Annotated in this window: 14 protein-coding genes; 5 read left to right on the forward strand and 9 right to left on the reverse strand. The window is 55.7% G+C overall.

Annotated elements, in window-relative coordinates; genetic code table 11:
* Positions 1-361: 361 nt before the first annotated feature.
* The 6 genes from qcrB to ctaC form a co-directional block, all read right to left on the reverse strand.
* Positions 362-1,984 carry a cytochrome bc1 complex cytochrome b subunit gene (qcrB, locus tag D9V82_RS05220; protein WP_121911374.1) on the reverse strand — a complete coding sequence of 541 codons (1,623 nt, stop codon included), beginning with the start codon at positions 1,982-1,984 and terminating at the stop codon, positions 362-364.
* Positions 1,984-3,204, reverse strand: coding sequence for a cytochrome bc1 complex Rieske iron-sulfur subunit (gene qcrA / locus D9V82_RS05225; RefSeq protein ID WP_121911375.1), 1,221 nt, complete (start codon positions 3,202-3,204; stop codon positions 1,984-1,986). The genes qcrB and qcrA overlap by 1 nt, the downstream gene beginning before the upstream one ends.
* Positions 3,201-4,088, reverse strand: coding sequence for a cytochrome bc1 complex diheme cytochrome c subunit (gene qcrC, locus D9V82_RS05230; protein ID WP_121911376.1), 888 nt, complete (start codon positions 4,086-4,088; stop codon positions 3,201-3,203). Before qcrC ends, qcrA begins: the two co-directional genes overlap by 4 nt.
* A gap of 56 nt (positions 4,089-4,144) precedes the next feature.
* Positions 4,145-4,756, reverse strand: a complete 612-nt coding sequence (gene ctaE, locus D9V82_RS05235) for an aa3-type cytochrome oxidase subunit III (protein ID WP_445887850.1) — start codon at positions 4,754-4,756, stop codon at positions 4,145-4,147.
* Positions 4,757-5,292: 536 nt separating this feature from the next.
* On the reverse strand, positions 5,293-5,724 hold the full coding sequence (gene ctaF / locus D9V82_RS05240) for an aa3-type cytochrome oxidase subunit IV (protein ID WP_121911377.1): 432 nt from the start codon (positions 5,722-5,724) through the stop codon (positions 5,293-5,295).
* 19 nt (positions 5,725-5,743) lie between these two features.
* The gene (gene ctaC / locus D9V82_RS05245) at positions 5,744-6,817 is read right to left on the reverse strand and encodes an aa3-type cytochrome oxidase subunit II (RefSeq protein WP_121911378.1); all 1,074 of its coding nucleotides are present in this window, start codon (positions 6,815-6,817) and stop codon (positions 5,744-5,746) included.
* A 388-nt stretch (positions 6,818-7,205) separates the two neighbouring features.
* Between ctaC and asnB the strand changes: the two genes are divergently transcribed.
* Complete coding sequence (gene asnB, locus D9V82_RS05250; RefSeq protein ID WP_121911379.1) at positions 7,206-9,128, forward strand: asparagine synthase (glutamine-hydrolyzing); 1,923 nt, start codon at positions 7,206-7,208, stop codon at positions 9,126-9,128.
* 90 nt (positions 9,129-9,218) lie between these two features.
* On the opposite strand, the gene D9V82_RS05255 is transcribed toward asnB, so the two are convergent.
* A complete protein-coding gene (locus D9V82_RS05255; protein ID WP_121911380.1) occupies positions 9,219-9,563 on the reverse strand; it encodes a HesB/IscA family protein in 345 nt (114 codons plus the stop codon).
* A gap of 143 nt (positions 9,564-9,706) precedes the next feature.
* On the opposite strand from D9V82_RS05255, the gene D9V82_RS05260 reads away from it, so the two are divergent.
* Positions 9,707-10,387 carry a DUF3043 domain-containing protein gene (locus D9V82_RS05260; RefSeq protein ID WP_121911381.1) on the forward strand — a complete coding sequence of 227 codons (681 nt, stop codon included), beginning with the start codon at positions 9,707-9,709 and terminating at the stop codon, positions 10,385-10,387.
* 12 nt (positions 10,388-10,399) lie between these two features.
* On the forward strand, positions 10,400-11,176 hold the full coding sequence (locus D9V82_RS05265) for a nicotinate-nucleotide--dimethylbenzimidazole phosphoribosyltransferase (protein ID WP_121911382.1): 777 nt from the start codon (positions 10,400-10,402) through the stop codon (positions 11,174-11,176).
* Between the two features lie 55 nt (positions 11,177-11,231).
* On the opposite strand, the gene D9V82_RS05270 is transcribed toward D9V82_RS05265, so the two are convergent.
* Complete coding sequence (locus tag D9V82_RS05270) at positions 11,232-12,326, reverse strand: branched-chain amino acid aminotransferase (RefSeq protein WP_121911449.1); 1,095 nt, start codon at positions 12,324-12,326, stop codon at positions 11,232-11,234.
* 105 nt (positions 12,327-12,431) lie between these two features.
* Between D9V82_RS05270 and D9V82_RS05275 the strand changes: the two genes are divergently transcribed.
* Complete coding sequence (locus D9V82_RS05275; RefSeq protein WP_121911383.1) at positions 12,432-13,928, forward strand: leucyl aminopeptidase; 1,497 nt, start codon at positions 12,432-12,434, stop codon at positions 13,926-13,928.
* Between the two features lie 38 nt (positions 13,929-13,966).
* A complete protein-coding gene (locus D9V82_RS05280) occupies positions 13,967-14,503 on the forward strand; it encodes an isochorismatase family protein (protein ID WP_121911384.1) in 537 nt (178 codons plus the stop codon).
* Here D9V82_RS05280 and D9V82_RS05285 read toward each other — a convergent pair.
* Positions 14,474-14,905 carry an oxidoreductase gene (locus tag D9V82_RS05285; RefSeq protein WP_121911385.1) on the reverse strand — a complete coding sequence of 144 codons (432 nt, stop codon included), beginning with the start codon at positions 14,903-14,905 and terminating at the stop codon, positions 14,474-14,476. The genes D9V82_RS05280 and D9V82_RS05285 overlap by 30 nt on opposite strands.
* Positions 14,906-14,928 lie beyond the last annotated feature (23 nt).

Here is a 14,928-nt window from a genome sequence, read left to right on the forward strand (position 1 = left end):
CCAAGGCCCAATTCATAAAGAAGGCCCAGTTCATAAAAGAGCAGCGGTGCGGCATTGAGCCAAACATTCGTATCCGGCCCCATACACGGGACTAAGATAAGGACACCGGTGAATGCCAAGCCGAGCCCGCCGAACACGATCGCGGGCGTCTTATATTCGCTGATACCTAAGCCGCCATTGCGTTCAATTACCTATCCAAGATAAACGCACTAGTCCCTTCAAGAAAGGCCTGCTGTAGTGCGTTAAGACAGCAAACCCGCCACTCCAATCAATACTGTAAAAAGAAGAGCCTGCTGTCCACCAAGATTTAAGTGGACAGCAGGCTCGTCTGGTGAGCGTGTATGGAACTAACCAGGAAAGGTTAGATTCGACCGTTTTCTTCGTCCTCACGACGGTTAGCCTCGTTGAGGCGGCGGAACATTTCCGCTTCTTCCTCGCGGTTCTCCTCGTGAATATCGTGAACGCGGCGCATGAGTGCCGGATCATCCGGGCTGAAGATGCCCTGAATCTCGGAGTCAGCGTAACCGAGGTGGTTAAGTTGCTTCGGTACCTGAGCGCCTGCGTACTCTAGCGGTACTGCATGGCCGTGCTCATCAACCGGGCCAAGCGGCTGGTGAACCTCAATGAAGGAACCATTCGGTAGCTGCTTAATGACACCAGTAGCAATACCATGCTCCAGAACCTCACGGTCAGAACGCTGGAGACCAACGCAAATGCGGTAGGTCATGAAGTAAGCAATTGGTGGCAAGATAATCAGGCCGATACGCCCAACCCAGGTCATCGCATTCAGCGAAATCTGGAAGAAGTGCGCAACGTGGTCGTTACCACCGGATAAGGTAACCAGCAGGAAGAACACGATTGCTGCGGCACCGATAGCGGAACGGGTAGGAACGTCGCGAGGACGCTGCAGAAGGTTGTGGTGAGCATCGTCACCAGTGAACTTCTTCTCCAAGAACGGGTAGGCAAACAGCAGTGCCACCATCAGACCACACAACAGCGCGACCCAAAAAGCGGAAGGAATCGTGTAATTACCCAGGTACAGCTCCCAAGCTGGCATGACACGAGCCACACCGTCTGTCCAGAGCATGTAGATATCGGGCTGAGAACCTGCGGAAACCTGCGATGGGTTATACGGACCAAGCAACCAGATGGCGTTAATGGTCAGCACTCCGGACATCAAAGCCAACACGCCAGCAACCATCATGCCCATACCAATTGCCTTAGTTGCGAAGACCGGCATAATGCGCACACCAACAACGTTGTTCTCGGCGCGACCCGGTCCAGGGAACTGGGTGTGCTTCTGGAACCACACCATGATCAAGTGCGCTGCGATGAGGCCCAGGATGACGCCCGGGATGACCAGAACGTGAAGGATATAGAAGCGGTCCAGCATCAAATCGGACGGGAAATCGCCGTTGAAGATGGCCCAGTGCAACCAAGTACCGATAATCGGCAGGCCTAAGATGATGGCGGACATAATGCGCAGACCGACGCCGGAAAGAAGGTCGTCCGGCAAGGAGTAACCAAGGAATCCCTCGACCATGCCCAGCAGGATAAGGGTACAACCAATAATCCAGTTGGCTTCGCGGGGTCGGCGGAAAGCACCGGTGAAGAAAATGCGCAGCATGTGCGCGACCATCGACATCATGAACAGCAGTGCTGCCCAGTGGTGCATTTGGCGGATAAAGAGACCGCCACGTACCTCGAAGGAAATATCGAGTGCCGTTGCATAGGCCCGCGACATCTCGACACCGTTAAGCGGTGCATAGGTGCCGTCGTAGATGACCTTTGTGATGGAAGGGTCGAAGAATAGCGCCAGGTATATACCCGTTAGTAGAAGAATGATGAAGCTGTACAGCGCCATCTCACCGAGCATGAAGGACCAGTGGGTTGGGAAAACCTTATTCAGCTGCGTCCTTAACACGCCGGCGGCGCTGTAACGCTCATCCATGTTGTTGCCCATTTGGGCCAGTTTATTGCTCATTATGACTTACGCTCCCAGAATGCCGGACCGACGGGCTCAATGAAGTTGCCCTCTGCAACAAGGTAGCCCTCATCGTCCACCGTGATGGGCAGCTGTGGCAGAGCACGGGCAGCCGGGCCAAAGACCGGCTTACCGTAGTGCAGTGCGTCGAACTGCGACTGGTGGCATGGGCACAGGATTCGATTAGTCTGTGCCTCGTACAACGACGTCGGGCAACCAATGTGAGTACAAATCTTGGAGTAGGCGTAGTAATCGCCGTGGTGGAAGTTTTCTTGACCCTCACGCTCGATCGCCTTCTGCGCATCGGAATGGCGCAGACGAATCAACATCACCGCGTTGCGGTTGCCGTGGATGGAGTGCATGTGGTGCTCATATACGTCGCGCTTGGCGTCGTATAGGTCTCCGTCGTTGACGTCTTCTTCCGCGAGCGGGAAGACAGTCTCCATGCCGCCGGCAGCCAAGTCCTCGGGGCGGACGCGCACTAGGCGGGTAACACCTTCGGTGGTGTAGTGCTCACCGGACGCACCGGAGTGCTTCTCAGCAATCGTGCCAGTGTCACGGGCAAGGTAGAGCTTCACGCCCTTTTCATGCATCGTCCAACCGGAGGTCCACAGCGTGCCGTCGCCAGCATAGTTCAGGTCGTGGCGAACCTTCCAAGGGTTGCGGATTGCGCCGCCAAGGGGCGCGATAACTGTCAAGCCGAAGAGAACACCGGCTCCACCGAGCAGACCCTGAATGGTCTTGCGGCGACCCAGCGTGGAAGTTTTCCACGAATCGTTCAAGAGCGCGGTAAGAGTGCGGCGGTCCACTTCATCGGAAGGACCATCATGGCGACGCTGTACCGAAATTTCTTCCGGCAAAATCTTCTTTACGTACTGGACGATGGCACAGCCAAGTCCAAAAATAGACAATGCAGCGGTAACACCAAGCAGCGGGGTGTAAAGAGTGTGCCACAGGAGGCCATCCTCCCCGAGCTGCTTGTACTGCCAAGGCCAGAAGAGGTAGACGCCCAGGAAGCCTAGTCCGCCGATAACGGAGATTGCCAGCCAAATAGCGACATTGCGACCGGCACGCTTTTCTGCGGGGTCACCATCAACCGGGAAACGCTCCTTGCGGAACGCAACGGTAACATCATCGAGCTCGGTACCAAGTGCAGCAAGTTCATCATTGCTCATCTTATCGAGCTCTGCGTCAGTGTAATTCTTTTTCACATTGCTCATGAGCGCGATCCAATCCACATAGCAGCGGCGCACAGGGCGCTGATACCAATAATCCACATTGCTAGGCCTTCAGCCACTGGGCCGAGACCACCAAGGTCCCAACCGGCGGGAGACGGAGTCTCTTCTGCCGACTTCAGGTAGGCAATAATATCTTTCTTTTCATCTGCAGTCAGCTGACGGTCAGAGAACTTTGGCATATTCTGCGGACCGGTCAACATTGCCTGATAGATTTCCTGCTCGTTGGCAGGTGCAAGCTCAGGGGCGTATTTACCGGAGGAGAGCGCACCACCCTGACCGGTGAAGTTGTGGCAAGACGCACAGTTCATGCGGAAGAGTTCAGAGCCCTTAGCGACATCTTCGGCCTGAATGCGGCCGTTGTAGTTGGCGCCGCGAAGGGACTCTTGAGCAATGCTTCCGTCGTCGTTGTAGACGATATCCGCACCGCCACCATTCGCAGCAACATAAGCGGCCAGTGCCAACGTCTGCTGTTCGGTGTATCGAGGCGCCTTTCGCTCCGCCTGAGCATCGTTGGACATCATCGGCATGCGCCCAGAGTGAACTTGGAAGTACACTGAGCCGGCGCCGATACCTACGAGAGAGGGTCCACGGCCTTCGATACCCTGCAGATTGGCACCGTGACAAGTAATACAGGCGGTGTCGTAGATGTCCTTACCCTCTTGCACGAGGGCTTGGTCATCTTTTTCCGCCGTTGCGACCTGAGCATCAGGGGTCAAGGCAGAAGCCAAGACACCGGCGCCGGTCAAACCGATGGCCAAAGCGAAACCACCGGCCAGGGAGCGCTTCGCCTTACGGCGACGCCGGGTCTTCTTAGCCGTGGCAGTGGTCTGCTCCACTGCCTCGGACTGCGAATTGTTATCCATCATTTTCCTTTAGATAACTCGAACACGGAAGGACTGGTTTGGGGAGAGGCTCGCCAACACTACTGAATCAAGTAGATAACGGTGAACACACCGATCCACACAACGTCAACGAAGTGCCAGTAGTAAGACACCGCCATAGCGGCAGTTGCCTGTGCCGGCGTGAATTTTGATTTAGCGATACGCGCCAAAATGATTCCGAATGAAATCAAACCGGCGGTTACGTGCGCAGCGTGGAAGCCGGTGATGATGTAAAACACCGAACCAAAGACGCTAGATTGTACCGTAACGCCTGCGTGAATTAACTCAGCCCACTCAAACGCCATGATGCCGAGGAAGCCAACACCCAATACCACAGTGATGGTGTACCAGAGTCGAAGCTTGTAAACGTCACCCCTTTCTGCGGCAAATACGCCGAACTGCGAGGTCACGGAGGAAGAAATCAACACTGCAGTAATGAGAAAACCCATTGGCACGTTGATATGGGCAGTATGCTCTGCCCAATCGCCTTCCTGACCGTTCGCTCGCGAGGTGAACCACATCGCGAACAGTCCGGCAAAGAACATCAATTCCTGAGACAGGAACACGATGGTACCCACGCTGACCATGTTGGGTCGATTCAGCGAGGCAATACGTGGTGCTGTCATACCTTGGTTAGAAACTACGCTCGTCACAGTCGTAATTATTGCCGTTCCAGACCCTAAAGTCACTTCGATTCCCCCCGGTTTCCTCTATCCAATTTTTACTGAATTGCCAGCTACCAATACAGAAACACCAGGGACGCAACGACAATAATTACCTGGGAACTTTTTCAATTTCTATCCGACGTGACATCAACGCAGGTAAAGCACTTAAACTTCAGCTACAGTCACAATCCCCGCCGTTTTACATAACGAGCGCACTACGACCAGGCCGGCACCCGCAACCGGTTTCGGTAAATTTCTTAGAGAGATAAATCACATGTCAATTTTCGACAAAATAGCTGAATTGCAACTTTTGGTTGACCCCCGAAAAATACCGTTTAACGTGCTGGGATGCGCTTATAATGCCACTTGAAACTTGGGCACAATCCTTCTCTTCCGCCTGTGCAACATCTCTTGACCGTTGGGAACTTTTCGTTGCTATTTACGACGGGATCGCCAAAGCCCTCCTCACTGAGCACGGTGAGGAGGGCTGAGAAGTTTAGGCAGTGGCTACGACTAGATAAAAACTAGTGCTTTTCTTTTGGCAGACCATATTGCAGGGACAAGCCGGTACAAGCTGCAATCAAGCACGCGGCACCCAAGGCGATGAGCCAGTAGTACAAGAAGATGACGCCGAGACCCAAGAGGGCGATGGAACCTGTCATGGCCAATGGCCAAATGGAGCTTGGGGAGAAGAAGCCCAAGATACCAGCAGAGTCTTCGGTCTCTGCTTCTTCCCAGTCTTCTGGCAAAACATCGCTGCGGTTATCGGTGAAGTGAAGGTACCCGCCCAGCATCAGGCAAAGCACGATGGAGAGGAGCATGCCCACGATGCCAACCCACTCGGGGCCGTAGAGGTAACCATCATCCTTAACAAAGGTGACGCCGAGGATGTAAACAATCAGCGAAACGAAAAGGTATGTTGCGATTGAGTAAAAGACTTTCGATGTTGCACGCATTGTGTAGTGTCCTTATCTCTTATGCCGCGGTCTTGACGTAGTTGTTGCCGTCGGCAGTGTCGCGCTCGCCGGAGAACGGATGGGTGGTAACTGCGTACGGATCCTGGCCAATCGCCTTCAAAGCCTCGGCGTTAGTGGCTTCCGGGTTCTTCTCGCGGAAATCCATATAGTCGTTGAAGTCCTCTGGGGACACGACACGAATTTCAAAGTTCATCATGGAGTGGTAGGTACCGCACATCTCGGCACAACGGCCCACGAAGGCGCCCTGTTTATCAATCGACTCGATCTGGAAGCTGCGCTCCTGAGCGTTGGCTTCGGGGTGGGCGTAGACGTCGCGCTTGAACAAAAACTCCGGGACCCAGAACGCGTGAGAAACGTCAGCAGAAGCCAAACGGAACTCGATTGCGGTATCGGACGGAAGAACCAGGACCGGTACCTCTTCGGTAGATCCAACGGTTTCAATCTTGTTGTAGTTGAGGTAGGAAAGGTCACCCTTGGACTTGCCATGAATTGGGTTGGGGTTATCCACACCCTCAGGGTCATGAGAAGACTTTTCCGCTTCGGCCTGACGCGCTTCGTCTACACCGTTGTAGTTTTCACCGTTCACACGGTTTTCGGCATAGCCGAACTTCCAGTTCCACTGGAATGCGGTGACGTCAACAACGACCTCGGGATCCTTATCCAACGCGGTGACTTTCTGTTGAGTCTGCACCGTGAAGAAGAACAAGGTCATGATGATCAAGATTGGAACGATGGTCAACACCATCTCCAACGGCACGTTGTACTGCGTCTGGCGCGGGAACTCACCCTTGCCATCACGCTTAGCCTTCTTTGCACTCCAGTGGAAAATTGCGGTGAGGAATAGACCCCACATAATGAAGCCGACAATCCAGGCTGCAACCCAGACCCAAATCCAGAAGTTGTACATTGCTTCAGCCTCAGGGGTAACACCCTTTGGCCAACCGAATCCCAGGAGGTTCTCTACAGCAGTTGGCGCCTGAACGTCACAACCAGCCAGGGCGAGACCGCCAAGGGCGAGTGCGCCAGCTACGCCCGCCTTACGAGCGAAGGTGCGCTTATTACGCTGTCCCACGTGTGTTCTGCCTTTCTGTCCACACAAACTTCTCGAATACTCACAGAGCACCCTTACCCAATCAGAATAATGGATAAATGCTTGGTTCCCAGCCGTTTCGAAGCTAGAAAAGAGACCCAGCGCGCTCGATTAGCATTCACGTCCCAGTAGGTTACCGCCCCACCTGCACAATGTTCCAACCGTACCCCCAGTCCACACCGTCACCGTGTGCCTCAACTCACACGCAACAATCCCGGCCATCATCCGAAAGTTCGCACCCTTACGGGGAAGCTAAATCTAAGCTTCTCTACACTTTCTTTCAAGCCGTGGCGCTTTCTGGTTTCCACTCCACTCGCCGTAAAGTAGAGCAACAAGCACTAGTCGCTTAAGTAAAAGGAGCTATCTTTACATGTGCGGACTTCTTGGCATGCTCGCGGCCACCGGTGACGTGGACAAATATGTTGACGCGCTGGAGCGGTCGCTTCCTTGCATGCACCACCGCGGGCCGGACGCAGCCGGTACTTGGCATGATGGCGACGCCGCCTTCGGCTTTAACCGCCTGTCCATTATCGACTTAGAACATTCTCATCAGCCTCTGCGCTGGGGTCCTGAGGACGAACCAGAACGGTATGCCCTTACCTTTAACGGCGAGATCTACAACTACTTGGAGCTCCGCGAAGAGCTCAAGTCCTTGGGCTACACTCTTCATACAGAAGGCGATGGCGAACCCATTGCGGTGGGCTACCACCACTGGGGCAAGGACATCGTCGAGCACCTCCGTGGCATGTTTGGCATAGTCATTTGGGATACCAAGACCAAGACTATGTTCGCCGCGCGCGACCAGTTCGGCATCAAACCGCTGTACTACGCCACCACGAAAGCCGGAACGGTCTTTGCCTCCGAGATGAAATGCATTCTGGACCTGGCCGAGGATATAGGTCTAGAACTCGACCTGGACCGCCGTGCTATTGAACACTACGTCGACCTGCAATACGTACCGGAGCCGGAATCCCTGCACGCCAATATTCGCCGCGTCGAATCCGGATGCACGGTCACTTTGACACCGGGCGATGAAGTCGTGTCCGAACGCTACTTCACACCTCGCTTCCCGGTCCAGCAGGTACCAGAAGGCCAAGAACAGCACCTCTTTGACCGCATTGCGGAAGCCTTGGAGGATTCCGTCGCTAAGCATATGCGTGCCGATGTCACCGTTGGTTCTTTTCTATCTGGTGGCATCGACTCCACCGCCATCGCTAGCCTGGCCAAGCGCCACAACCCAGATCTGCTGACCTTTACCACCGGTTTCGAGCGCGAAGGCTATTCCGAGGTAGACGTAGCCGCAGAATCTGCGGCAGCTATCGGCGTAGAACACATTGTCAAAATCGTCTCGCCGGAAGAATATGCCGAGTCGATCCCTAAGATCATGTGGTATTTGGATAACCCGGTGGCCGATCCTTCTCTCGTTCCGCTGTACTTTGTTGCCCAAGAAGCCCGCAAGCACGTCAAGGTGGTCCTGTCCGGTGAGGGCGCCGATGAGCTTTTCGGCGGCTACACAATTTATAAGGAGCCGCTTTCCCTTGCCCCATTTGAAAAGATCCCCTCTACCCTGCGCCAAGGTTTGGGCAAGCTCTCCCGCGTGCTGCCAGAAGGTATGAAGGGCAAGTCCCTACTCAACCGGGGATCTATGACCATGGAAGAGCGCTACTACGGCAATGCCCGTTCTTTTAACTTTGAGCAAATGCAGCGCGTTATCCCATGGGCCAAGCGCGAGTGGGATCACCGCGAGGTCACCGCGCCTATCTATGCACAGTCGGAAGACTTCGACCCGGTAGCCCGCATGCAGCACCTTGACCTATTTACCTGGATGCGCGGTGACATCCTTGTTAAGGCCGATAAAATCAATATGGCCAACTCTTTGGAGCTGCGCGTGCCATTCCTTGATAAAGAAGTATTTAAGGTCGCAGAATCCATCCCGCACAATCTGAAAATTTCCCACGGTACCACCAAGTACGCGCTACGCAAGGCCATGGAACAGATTGTTCCCGCGCACGTCCTCAACCGCAAGAAGCTAGGCTTCCCGGTTCCCATGCGCCACTGGCTAGCCGGCGACGAGCTCTATGGCTGGGCGCAAGATACGATTAACGATTCCCAAACCGAGGATATTTTCAATCAGAAAGAAGTTCTAGAGATGCTCAAGGAGCACCGCGATGGCGTCTCAGATCACTCCCGCCGCCTGTGGACCGTGCTGGCCTTTATGATCTGGCATGGCATCTTCGTGGAAAAGCGGATTGACCCGCAGATCGAGCGGCGCGATTACCCTGTCAAGCTTTAAGCCACATTGGGAAAAGCTCCCCACTGAGCTTTAAAGACATCAAAGAGGGTGAGTGCTTCGCGGCACTCACCCTCTTTCTTATCCTTCGGTTTAATTGAAGGAATCGCCACACGCGCAGGAGCCGGTGGCGTTAGGGTTATCTATGGTAAATCCCTGGGACTCGATGGTGTCAGCGAAGTCTATCTTGGCGCCGGTGAGGTAGGGCACAGACATCTTGTCCACAACGAGCTTGATACCACCTACCTCATCAACCTTATCGCCATCAAGACTGCGGTCGTCGAAGTAGAGCTGGTAACGCAGACCAGCGCAGCCGCCGGGCTGCACTGCGATGCGCAGGGAGAGATCGTCGCGGCCTTCCTGATCAAGCAGCCCCTTTGCCTTTGCTGCTGCTGCCTCGGTCAGAATGACGCCGGTTTCGGAAGCTGGAGCGGTCATCACTTCTCCTCAAATTTATCGTGGTTGCCTAGCGACTACCCTACCTGCATCTACCAAGAAGGGAAAAGGTAGCCCACCGTAATAACAACGTCGTGGGCGGGCCTATTCCCCTCTTTGGGTCGAAACCTTGTAGTCTGATCAGGGTGAAACTTCCGTGGAAAAAAGATGACAATACCTCCCCTGAACCTGTTACCGCGCAGGAAGAGGTTCAGGAAGAAACCCACCGCAAGGGGTATACCCCTCCGAAGGGTCGTCCCACGCCGAAGCGCCAGGAACAAGAAATCGCGCGCGGTGTCAAGCGCGATCCTCATGGGATATCCGATGCGCAGCGATATAAGCGCCGCAAGGAACTCAAAAAGTCCATGAGTAAGGACGAGTGGAAAGAATATAAAAAGCAGGAGCGTAAGGAGCGCAACGAGCGCAACCGAGAAAACCAGGAGCGCATGGCTGAAGGCGATCCACGTTTCCTTCCAGCTCGCGATCAGGGCGAGGAGCGCGCCTATGTACGCGATTGGATCGATGCGCGCCGCACGCTCTCAGAATGGGTCATGCCGATGGCACTTGCCCTTATCGTCGTAGTCTTTGTAACCTATGCGGCCCCCAGCATCGCCGGCATCATCAATGCCATCGCGATGGTGATCATCCTAATCTTCGCCATCGACGGCATCTGGCTGGCCCGCCGTGCTAATAATGCGGTCCGTACAAAGTTCCCGGGCACCACCGCCACCGGCTTTAGCCTGGGATTCTACGCATTTTCCCGCGCCAGCCAGCCCCGGAAGTGGCGCATTCCTCGCCCGCGCGTAGAGCGCGGGGCCGACGTTTAAGGAAGCACGCTAATGGCTGATTCCCCACAGCTTTTCGCCTACGGTCGACTAAGCGATGCCGCACAGTGGCTTGCCTCCTGCCAAGATCAACCCCTCGCTTCCGAGCCACAGCGGGTGCGGGCCATCATCTTCGCCGGAGATGGCAAAGGGATCCCGCAATCCACGGAGACCGCTGCGCGGCGGGTTGGGGCTAGCATCGAAGCCGTGACCGTGGCGGATTGCACCGCGGCCTATGACTTGGGCGTACACACGGCTGATGCGGAAATCGATGGCGGTGCGGATCTACTGATTCCCGGCGGTATCGACAGCACGCAGGTTGCTGCAGCGGTCATAGGTGTCATGGCACAGGAGGAACCTGTGGTGGTCGTTAGCAAGCAGCCGAGCGTCGAGGCTTGGAAGGGCGAGGTTACTGCCATTCGCGATTCCATGTTTCGGATGCGCGGCCTGACGGGACGGGAGCTACTTCAGGCCTGCGGCTCCCCCGTGTTATCCGCGCTGGTGGGCTTTATGTCACAGGCAGCACGGCGGCGCACGCCCATGCTTGTTGATGCCCCGTTGACTGCCACCGCCGCCGTGTGTGCCGCTGCAGACACACGCATCCACGACTGGCTCCTAGCTGCCACTATCGCGCCACAGCCTGCTCACAGGATCGCTTTAAAAAAACTGCGACTTGAACCTCTACTGGATCTACAGATGGAACCGGTGCCGGCGCTCGGCTCCTTATCTGCACTGCCCCTTGTATTGCTGGGTATAGAAATCACTGCGGACGCTAGCCAGGAAGACTCTTAACTGCGCGTTGCACCCCCTGCTACAACGCGCCTATCCTGTGGTTCGTCCCAGCCGACTAGACCAAAATGTGCAACCAGCCGTGGGTATCATCCACGCCACCTCGCTGGATGCCGGTCAGGTGCTCGCGCAAGGCCATGGAGATTTCTCCGGCCTCGTTATTGTTGATACTGAAATCTGTGTCCTCCCCAAGGACGCGCCCCACCGGCGTAATGACGGCAGCAGTACCGCAGGCGAAGACCTCGGTCATCTCCCCTGATTCCACGTCGCGCTGCCATTCTTCGGCGGTAATGCGCCGCTCGCTTACGCTATAGCCTAGGTCCTCGGCGACCTGCAGCAACGACTGGCGAGTAATACCTGGCAGTAGGGAACCAGAAAGCGCCGGGGTGACGATCTCAGCATCGCTACCTGTGCCGTAGACGAACATGAGGTTCATCCCGCCCATTTCCTCGATATACCGGCGTTCAATGGCATCCAGCCACACCACCTGGTCACAACCTTTTTCCTCAGCCTGCGCCTGCGCCAACAAGGAACCTGCGTAATTGCCAGCAAATTTCGCAGCACCAGTACCACCCGGAGCGGCGCGAACGTAGTCGGTAGACAGCCAGACTGAAACTGGCTTAATTCCGCCGCTAAAATACGCCCCGGCGGGCGAAGCTAAGAGGATGAAACGGTAAGCATTTGCCGGGTGAACGCCGAGCGATACCTCGGTCGATATCATAAACGGGCGCAGGTAGAGCGATGCTTCTCCCCCTGCTTCTGGAACCCAGCTCTTATCTATATTCACCAGCTGGCGCAGCGCCTCAGTGAATTCTTCTTGCGGTAGCTGGGGCATCGCTAAACGCTGTGCCGAACTAATAAACCGTTGTGCGTTTTGATCGGGGCGGAAGGTAACGATAGAACCATCGGGCTGCCGGTAGGCCTTAATCCCCTCAAAGACGGCTTGACCATAGTGGAAAACACTGCTGGCAGGGTCCATCGTGAGCGGACCATAAGGGCGCACCTGTGCGTCGTGCCAACCCCTCTCTGTGGACCAATCGATGGTAACCATGTGATCCGTAAAGTACTGGCCGAAGCCGGGATTGGCCAGGATTCCTTCTAAGTCTTCTGCCGTCGTTGGCTGGTTCGTACGGGTAATCGTGTAATCAAGCATGCCCACAATCTACTCCTTGTATCTATAGACGGGTAGGAATATGTTCACTCTAGCGCGGTATTATGGGCGGAAGTTTCACAAGCACCGATTAAAAAGGAGGACTTTATGTCTCAGCACGCTGGACCCATACGGGGGGCATTTCCGGAACTGAAGCTAGAGAAAAAGACCCCGAAGAATGCGAGAGCCGTGCTAATCGCCGCATTCCAGGGCGAGGATGGAATTGAACTTCCGGGGACCTCACTGCTCAAGCCAGCTGCGTTACGGGAAACATATGAGTCTCTCCTCGCCGTTGACGCAACCGGCAAGGCCAATGAAGTCACCCGCATCCCCGCGCCCAAAAAGGCAGAGTTTGATTCCATCATCGCCGTCGGTCTAGGCAGTGCCGAGGATCTTGATGCGGAAACCCTGCGCCGCGCTGCAGGCTGTGCTGCACGCTCGATTTCCAAGCTGGACGAGGTGGCAACGTCCTTGGGCGATTTTGGAATCGCTCCCACAGTAGAAGGTCTTATTCTGGGCGGCTACAAGTTCCAGGGGCTGCGCTCTAAGCCTGGCAAGGATGCCGAGAAACCCGCTGCCTTTACGGTGATAGCAGAAAAATCCGCGCGTGAGGAATTTGCAGCGGCGAAAATCACCGCGGAATCCGTGGTGATTGCCCGAGATCTGGTCAATACCCCGTCGAACCTGCTGTACCCCGAGTCTTATGCAGACTTCCTCAGCGCCCAGGCCGACGAGGTTGGCCTCGAGGTAGAAATCCTGGATGAAAAAGCGCTGCAGAAGCAGGGCTTTGGCGGCATTACCGCCGTCGGCCGCGGTTCCGCTCACCCGCCGCGTTTGGTGCGCCTGAGTTGGAACCCGAAAAAGGCAAAAAAGCACGTAGCGCTCGTGGGCAAGGGCATCACCTTTGATACCGGCGGCATATCCCTGAAGCCGGGGTCTGGCATGTGGGACATGATTTCCGATATGGGAGGTTCCGCCGCCATGGCCGCATCCATCATCGCCGCGGCCAAGCTCAACCTGCCAGTAAAGATCACCGCTACCCTGCCGCTGGCAGAAAACATGCCGGGCGATAACGCCACCCGCCCGGGAGATGTCATCACCCACTACGGCGGCATTACCTCTGAGGTTCTTAATACTGATGCAGAGGGCCGCCTCGTGCTAGCTGATGCCATTGCGCGCGCTAGCGAAGATAAGCCAGACTACCTCATTGAAGCCGCCACGCTGACCGGCGCCCAGCTTGTCGCCCTAGGAGGGCGCACCGCCGGCGTCATGGGTTCGGAAGACTTCCGCGACCGCATGGCGGGCATCGGGCGTGAGGTAGGCGAAAATGCGTGGGCCATGCCGCTATTGGAAGAGCACGAAGAATCTGTGAAATCCGCCAGCGCCGATATCCGCAACATCGACACCAAGCGTGAAGGCGGCATGGAATACGCCGGCACCTACCTGAAGCACTTCGTGGGTGAGGGCATCGAGTGGGCCCACATAGATGTTGCCGGGCCATCTTTCAATACCACCGGCGCCTATGGGTATACGCCAAAGATGGGTACGGGCGCACCTACCCGCACCGTTATCGCTGCCCTGCGTGAGATCGCTGAATCAAAGTGATACGCCGCGTAGCCGCCTGAGCATAAAATAGCGGAGCTATGAACACTGCTTTAATCATCGTTGATGTCCAACACGATTTTTGCCCGGGCGGCGCGCTTGGCACCGAACGCGGTAACGAGGTCGCGGAGAAGATCTCTTCTTTACAGGCCGACTATGCCACCGTCGTTGCCACACAGGACTGGCACATCGACCCAGGGGCACACTTTGCAGCGGACCCGGATTTTGTCGATTCGTGGCCGGTTCACTGCGTTGCCGATTCCTATGGTGCTCAGATGCACGAGGCTATCGGGCCTGCGCAAGCGTATTTCCACAAGGGCGAATACACCGCCGCGTACTCCGGATTCGAGGGCGCTGCCGACGGCGTATTGCTGGCGGAATGGCTGCGTGAGCACGATATTGACGCAGTAGACATCGTCGGCATTGCCACGGATCACTGTGTGCAGGCAACCGCTACTGATGCTTTAAAAGAAGGTTTTTCCGTCCGCGTCTTAAGCGAGTATTGCTCTCCCGTGGATCCAGACCGCGGCGATGTGGCCCTGGCAAAACTAAGAAAGGCGGGCGCCACCATCGTCTAAGTCTTGCCCCGAATCAGGGTTCTCGCCGCGCTCAAAGCGGGCCCGACGTAGGCGCTGTTCTTCCCTTTTACGCAGAATGCGTTGGCGTTCAATGCGCTCGCGCATGCGTTGGGGGTACCCGGTTTCTTCGACGTCGAAAACGTCGCACTGCAAAATTCTTGCTACCGCGTCAATCCCCTTCGGCCCACCAATGCGCCGGTGAATAAACTCGCCTTGTTCATCCACAACGACTACTGACATTTCATTGACCACGGTCTCTGGCTCAATAAATGCCTCGATAAATGCCTTATCGGCGGCCCATGTTTTAAGCTCTTGTTCATCTTCCGGGCGGATAGTTTCTCCCGGACCGCGGGGCGGTCGCAGTGGCGATCGGGACTTTTTGCGGCGGAAGAGGTTGAACATAACCCACTAGTTTACCCGCATGG

The sequence above is a fragment of the Corynebacterium macginleyi genome, from assembly GCF_003688935.1.
GTDB classification, from domain to species: domain Bacteria; phylum Actinomycetota; class Actinomycetes; order Mycobacteriales; family Mycobacteriaceae; genus Corynebacterium; species Corynebacterium macginleyi.

Bases quoted from the DNA above. Each gene is read 5' to 3' on its own strand.
- qcrB (WP_121911374.1), bottom strand. From the start codon at position 1,984: ATGAGCAATAAACTGGCCCAAATGGGCAACAACATGGATGAGCGTTAC.
- qcrA (WP_121911375.1), bottom strand. From the start codon at position 3,204: ATGAGCAATGTGAAAAAGAATTACACTGACGCAGAGCTCGATAAGATG.
- qcrC (WP_121911376.1), bottom strand. From the start codon at position 4,088: ATGATGGATAACAATTCGCAGTCCGAGGCAGTGGAGCAGACCACTGCC.
- ctaF (WP_121911377.1), bottom strand. From the start codon at position 5,724: ATGCGTGCAACATCGAAAGTCTTTTACTCAATCGCAACATACCTTTTC.
- asnB (WP_121911379.1), top strand. From the start codon at position 7,206: ATGTGCGGACTTCTTGGCATGCTCGCGGCCACCGGTGACGTGGACAAA.
- D9V82_RS05255 (WP_121911380.1), bottom strand. From the start codon at position 9,563: ATGACCGCTCCAGCTTCCGAAACCGGCGTCATTCTGACCGAGGCAGCA.
- D9V82_RS05265 (WP_121911382.1), top strand. From the start codon at position 10,400: ATGGCTGATTCCCCACAGCTTTTCGCCTACGGTCGACTAAGCGATGCC.
- D9V82_RS05270 (WP_121911449.1), bottom strand. From the start codon at position 12,326: ATGCTTGATTACACGATTACCCGTACGAACCAGCCAACGACGGCAGAA.
- D9V82_RS05275 (WP_121911383.1), top strand. From the start codon at position 12,432: ATGTCTCAGCACGCTGGACCCATACGGGGGGCATTTCCGGAACTGAAG.
- D9V82_RS05280 (WP_121911384.1), top strand. From the start codon at position 13,967: ATGAACACTGCTTTAATCATCGTTGATGTCCAACACGATTTTTGCCCG.
- D9V82_RS05285 (WP_121911385.1), bottom strand. From the start codon at position 14,905: ATGTTCAACCTCTTCCGCCGCAAAAAGTCCCGATCGCCACTGCGACCG.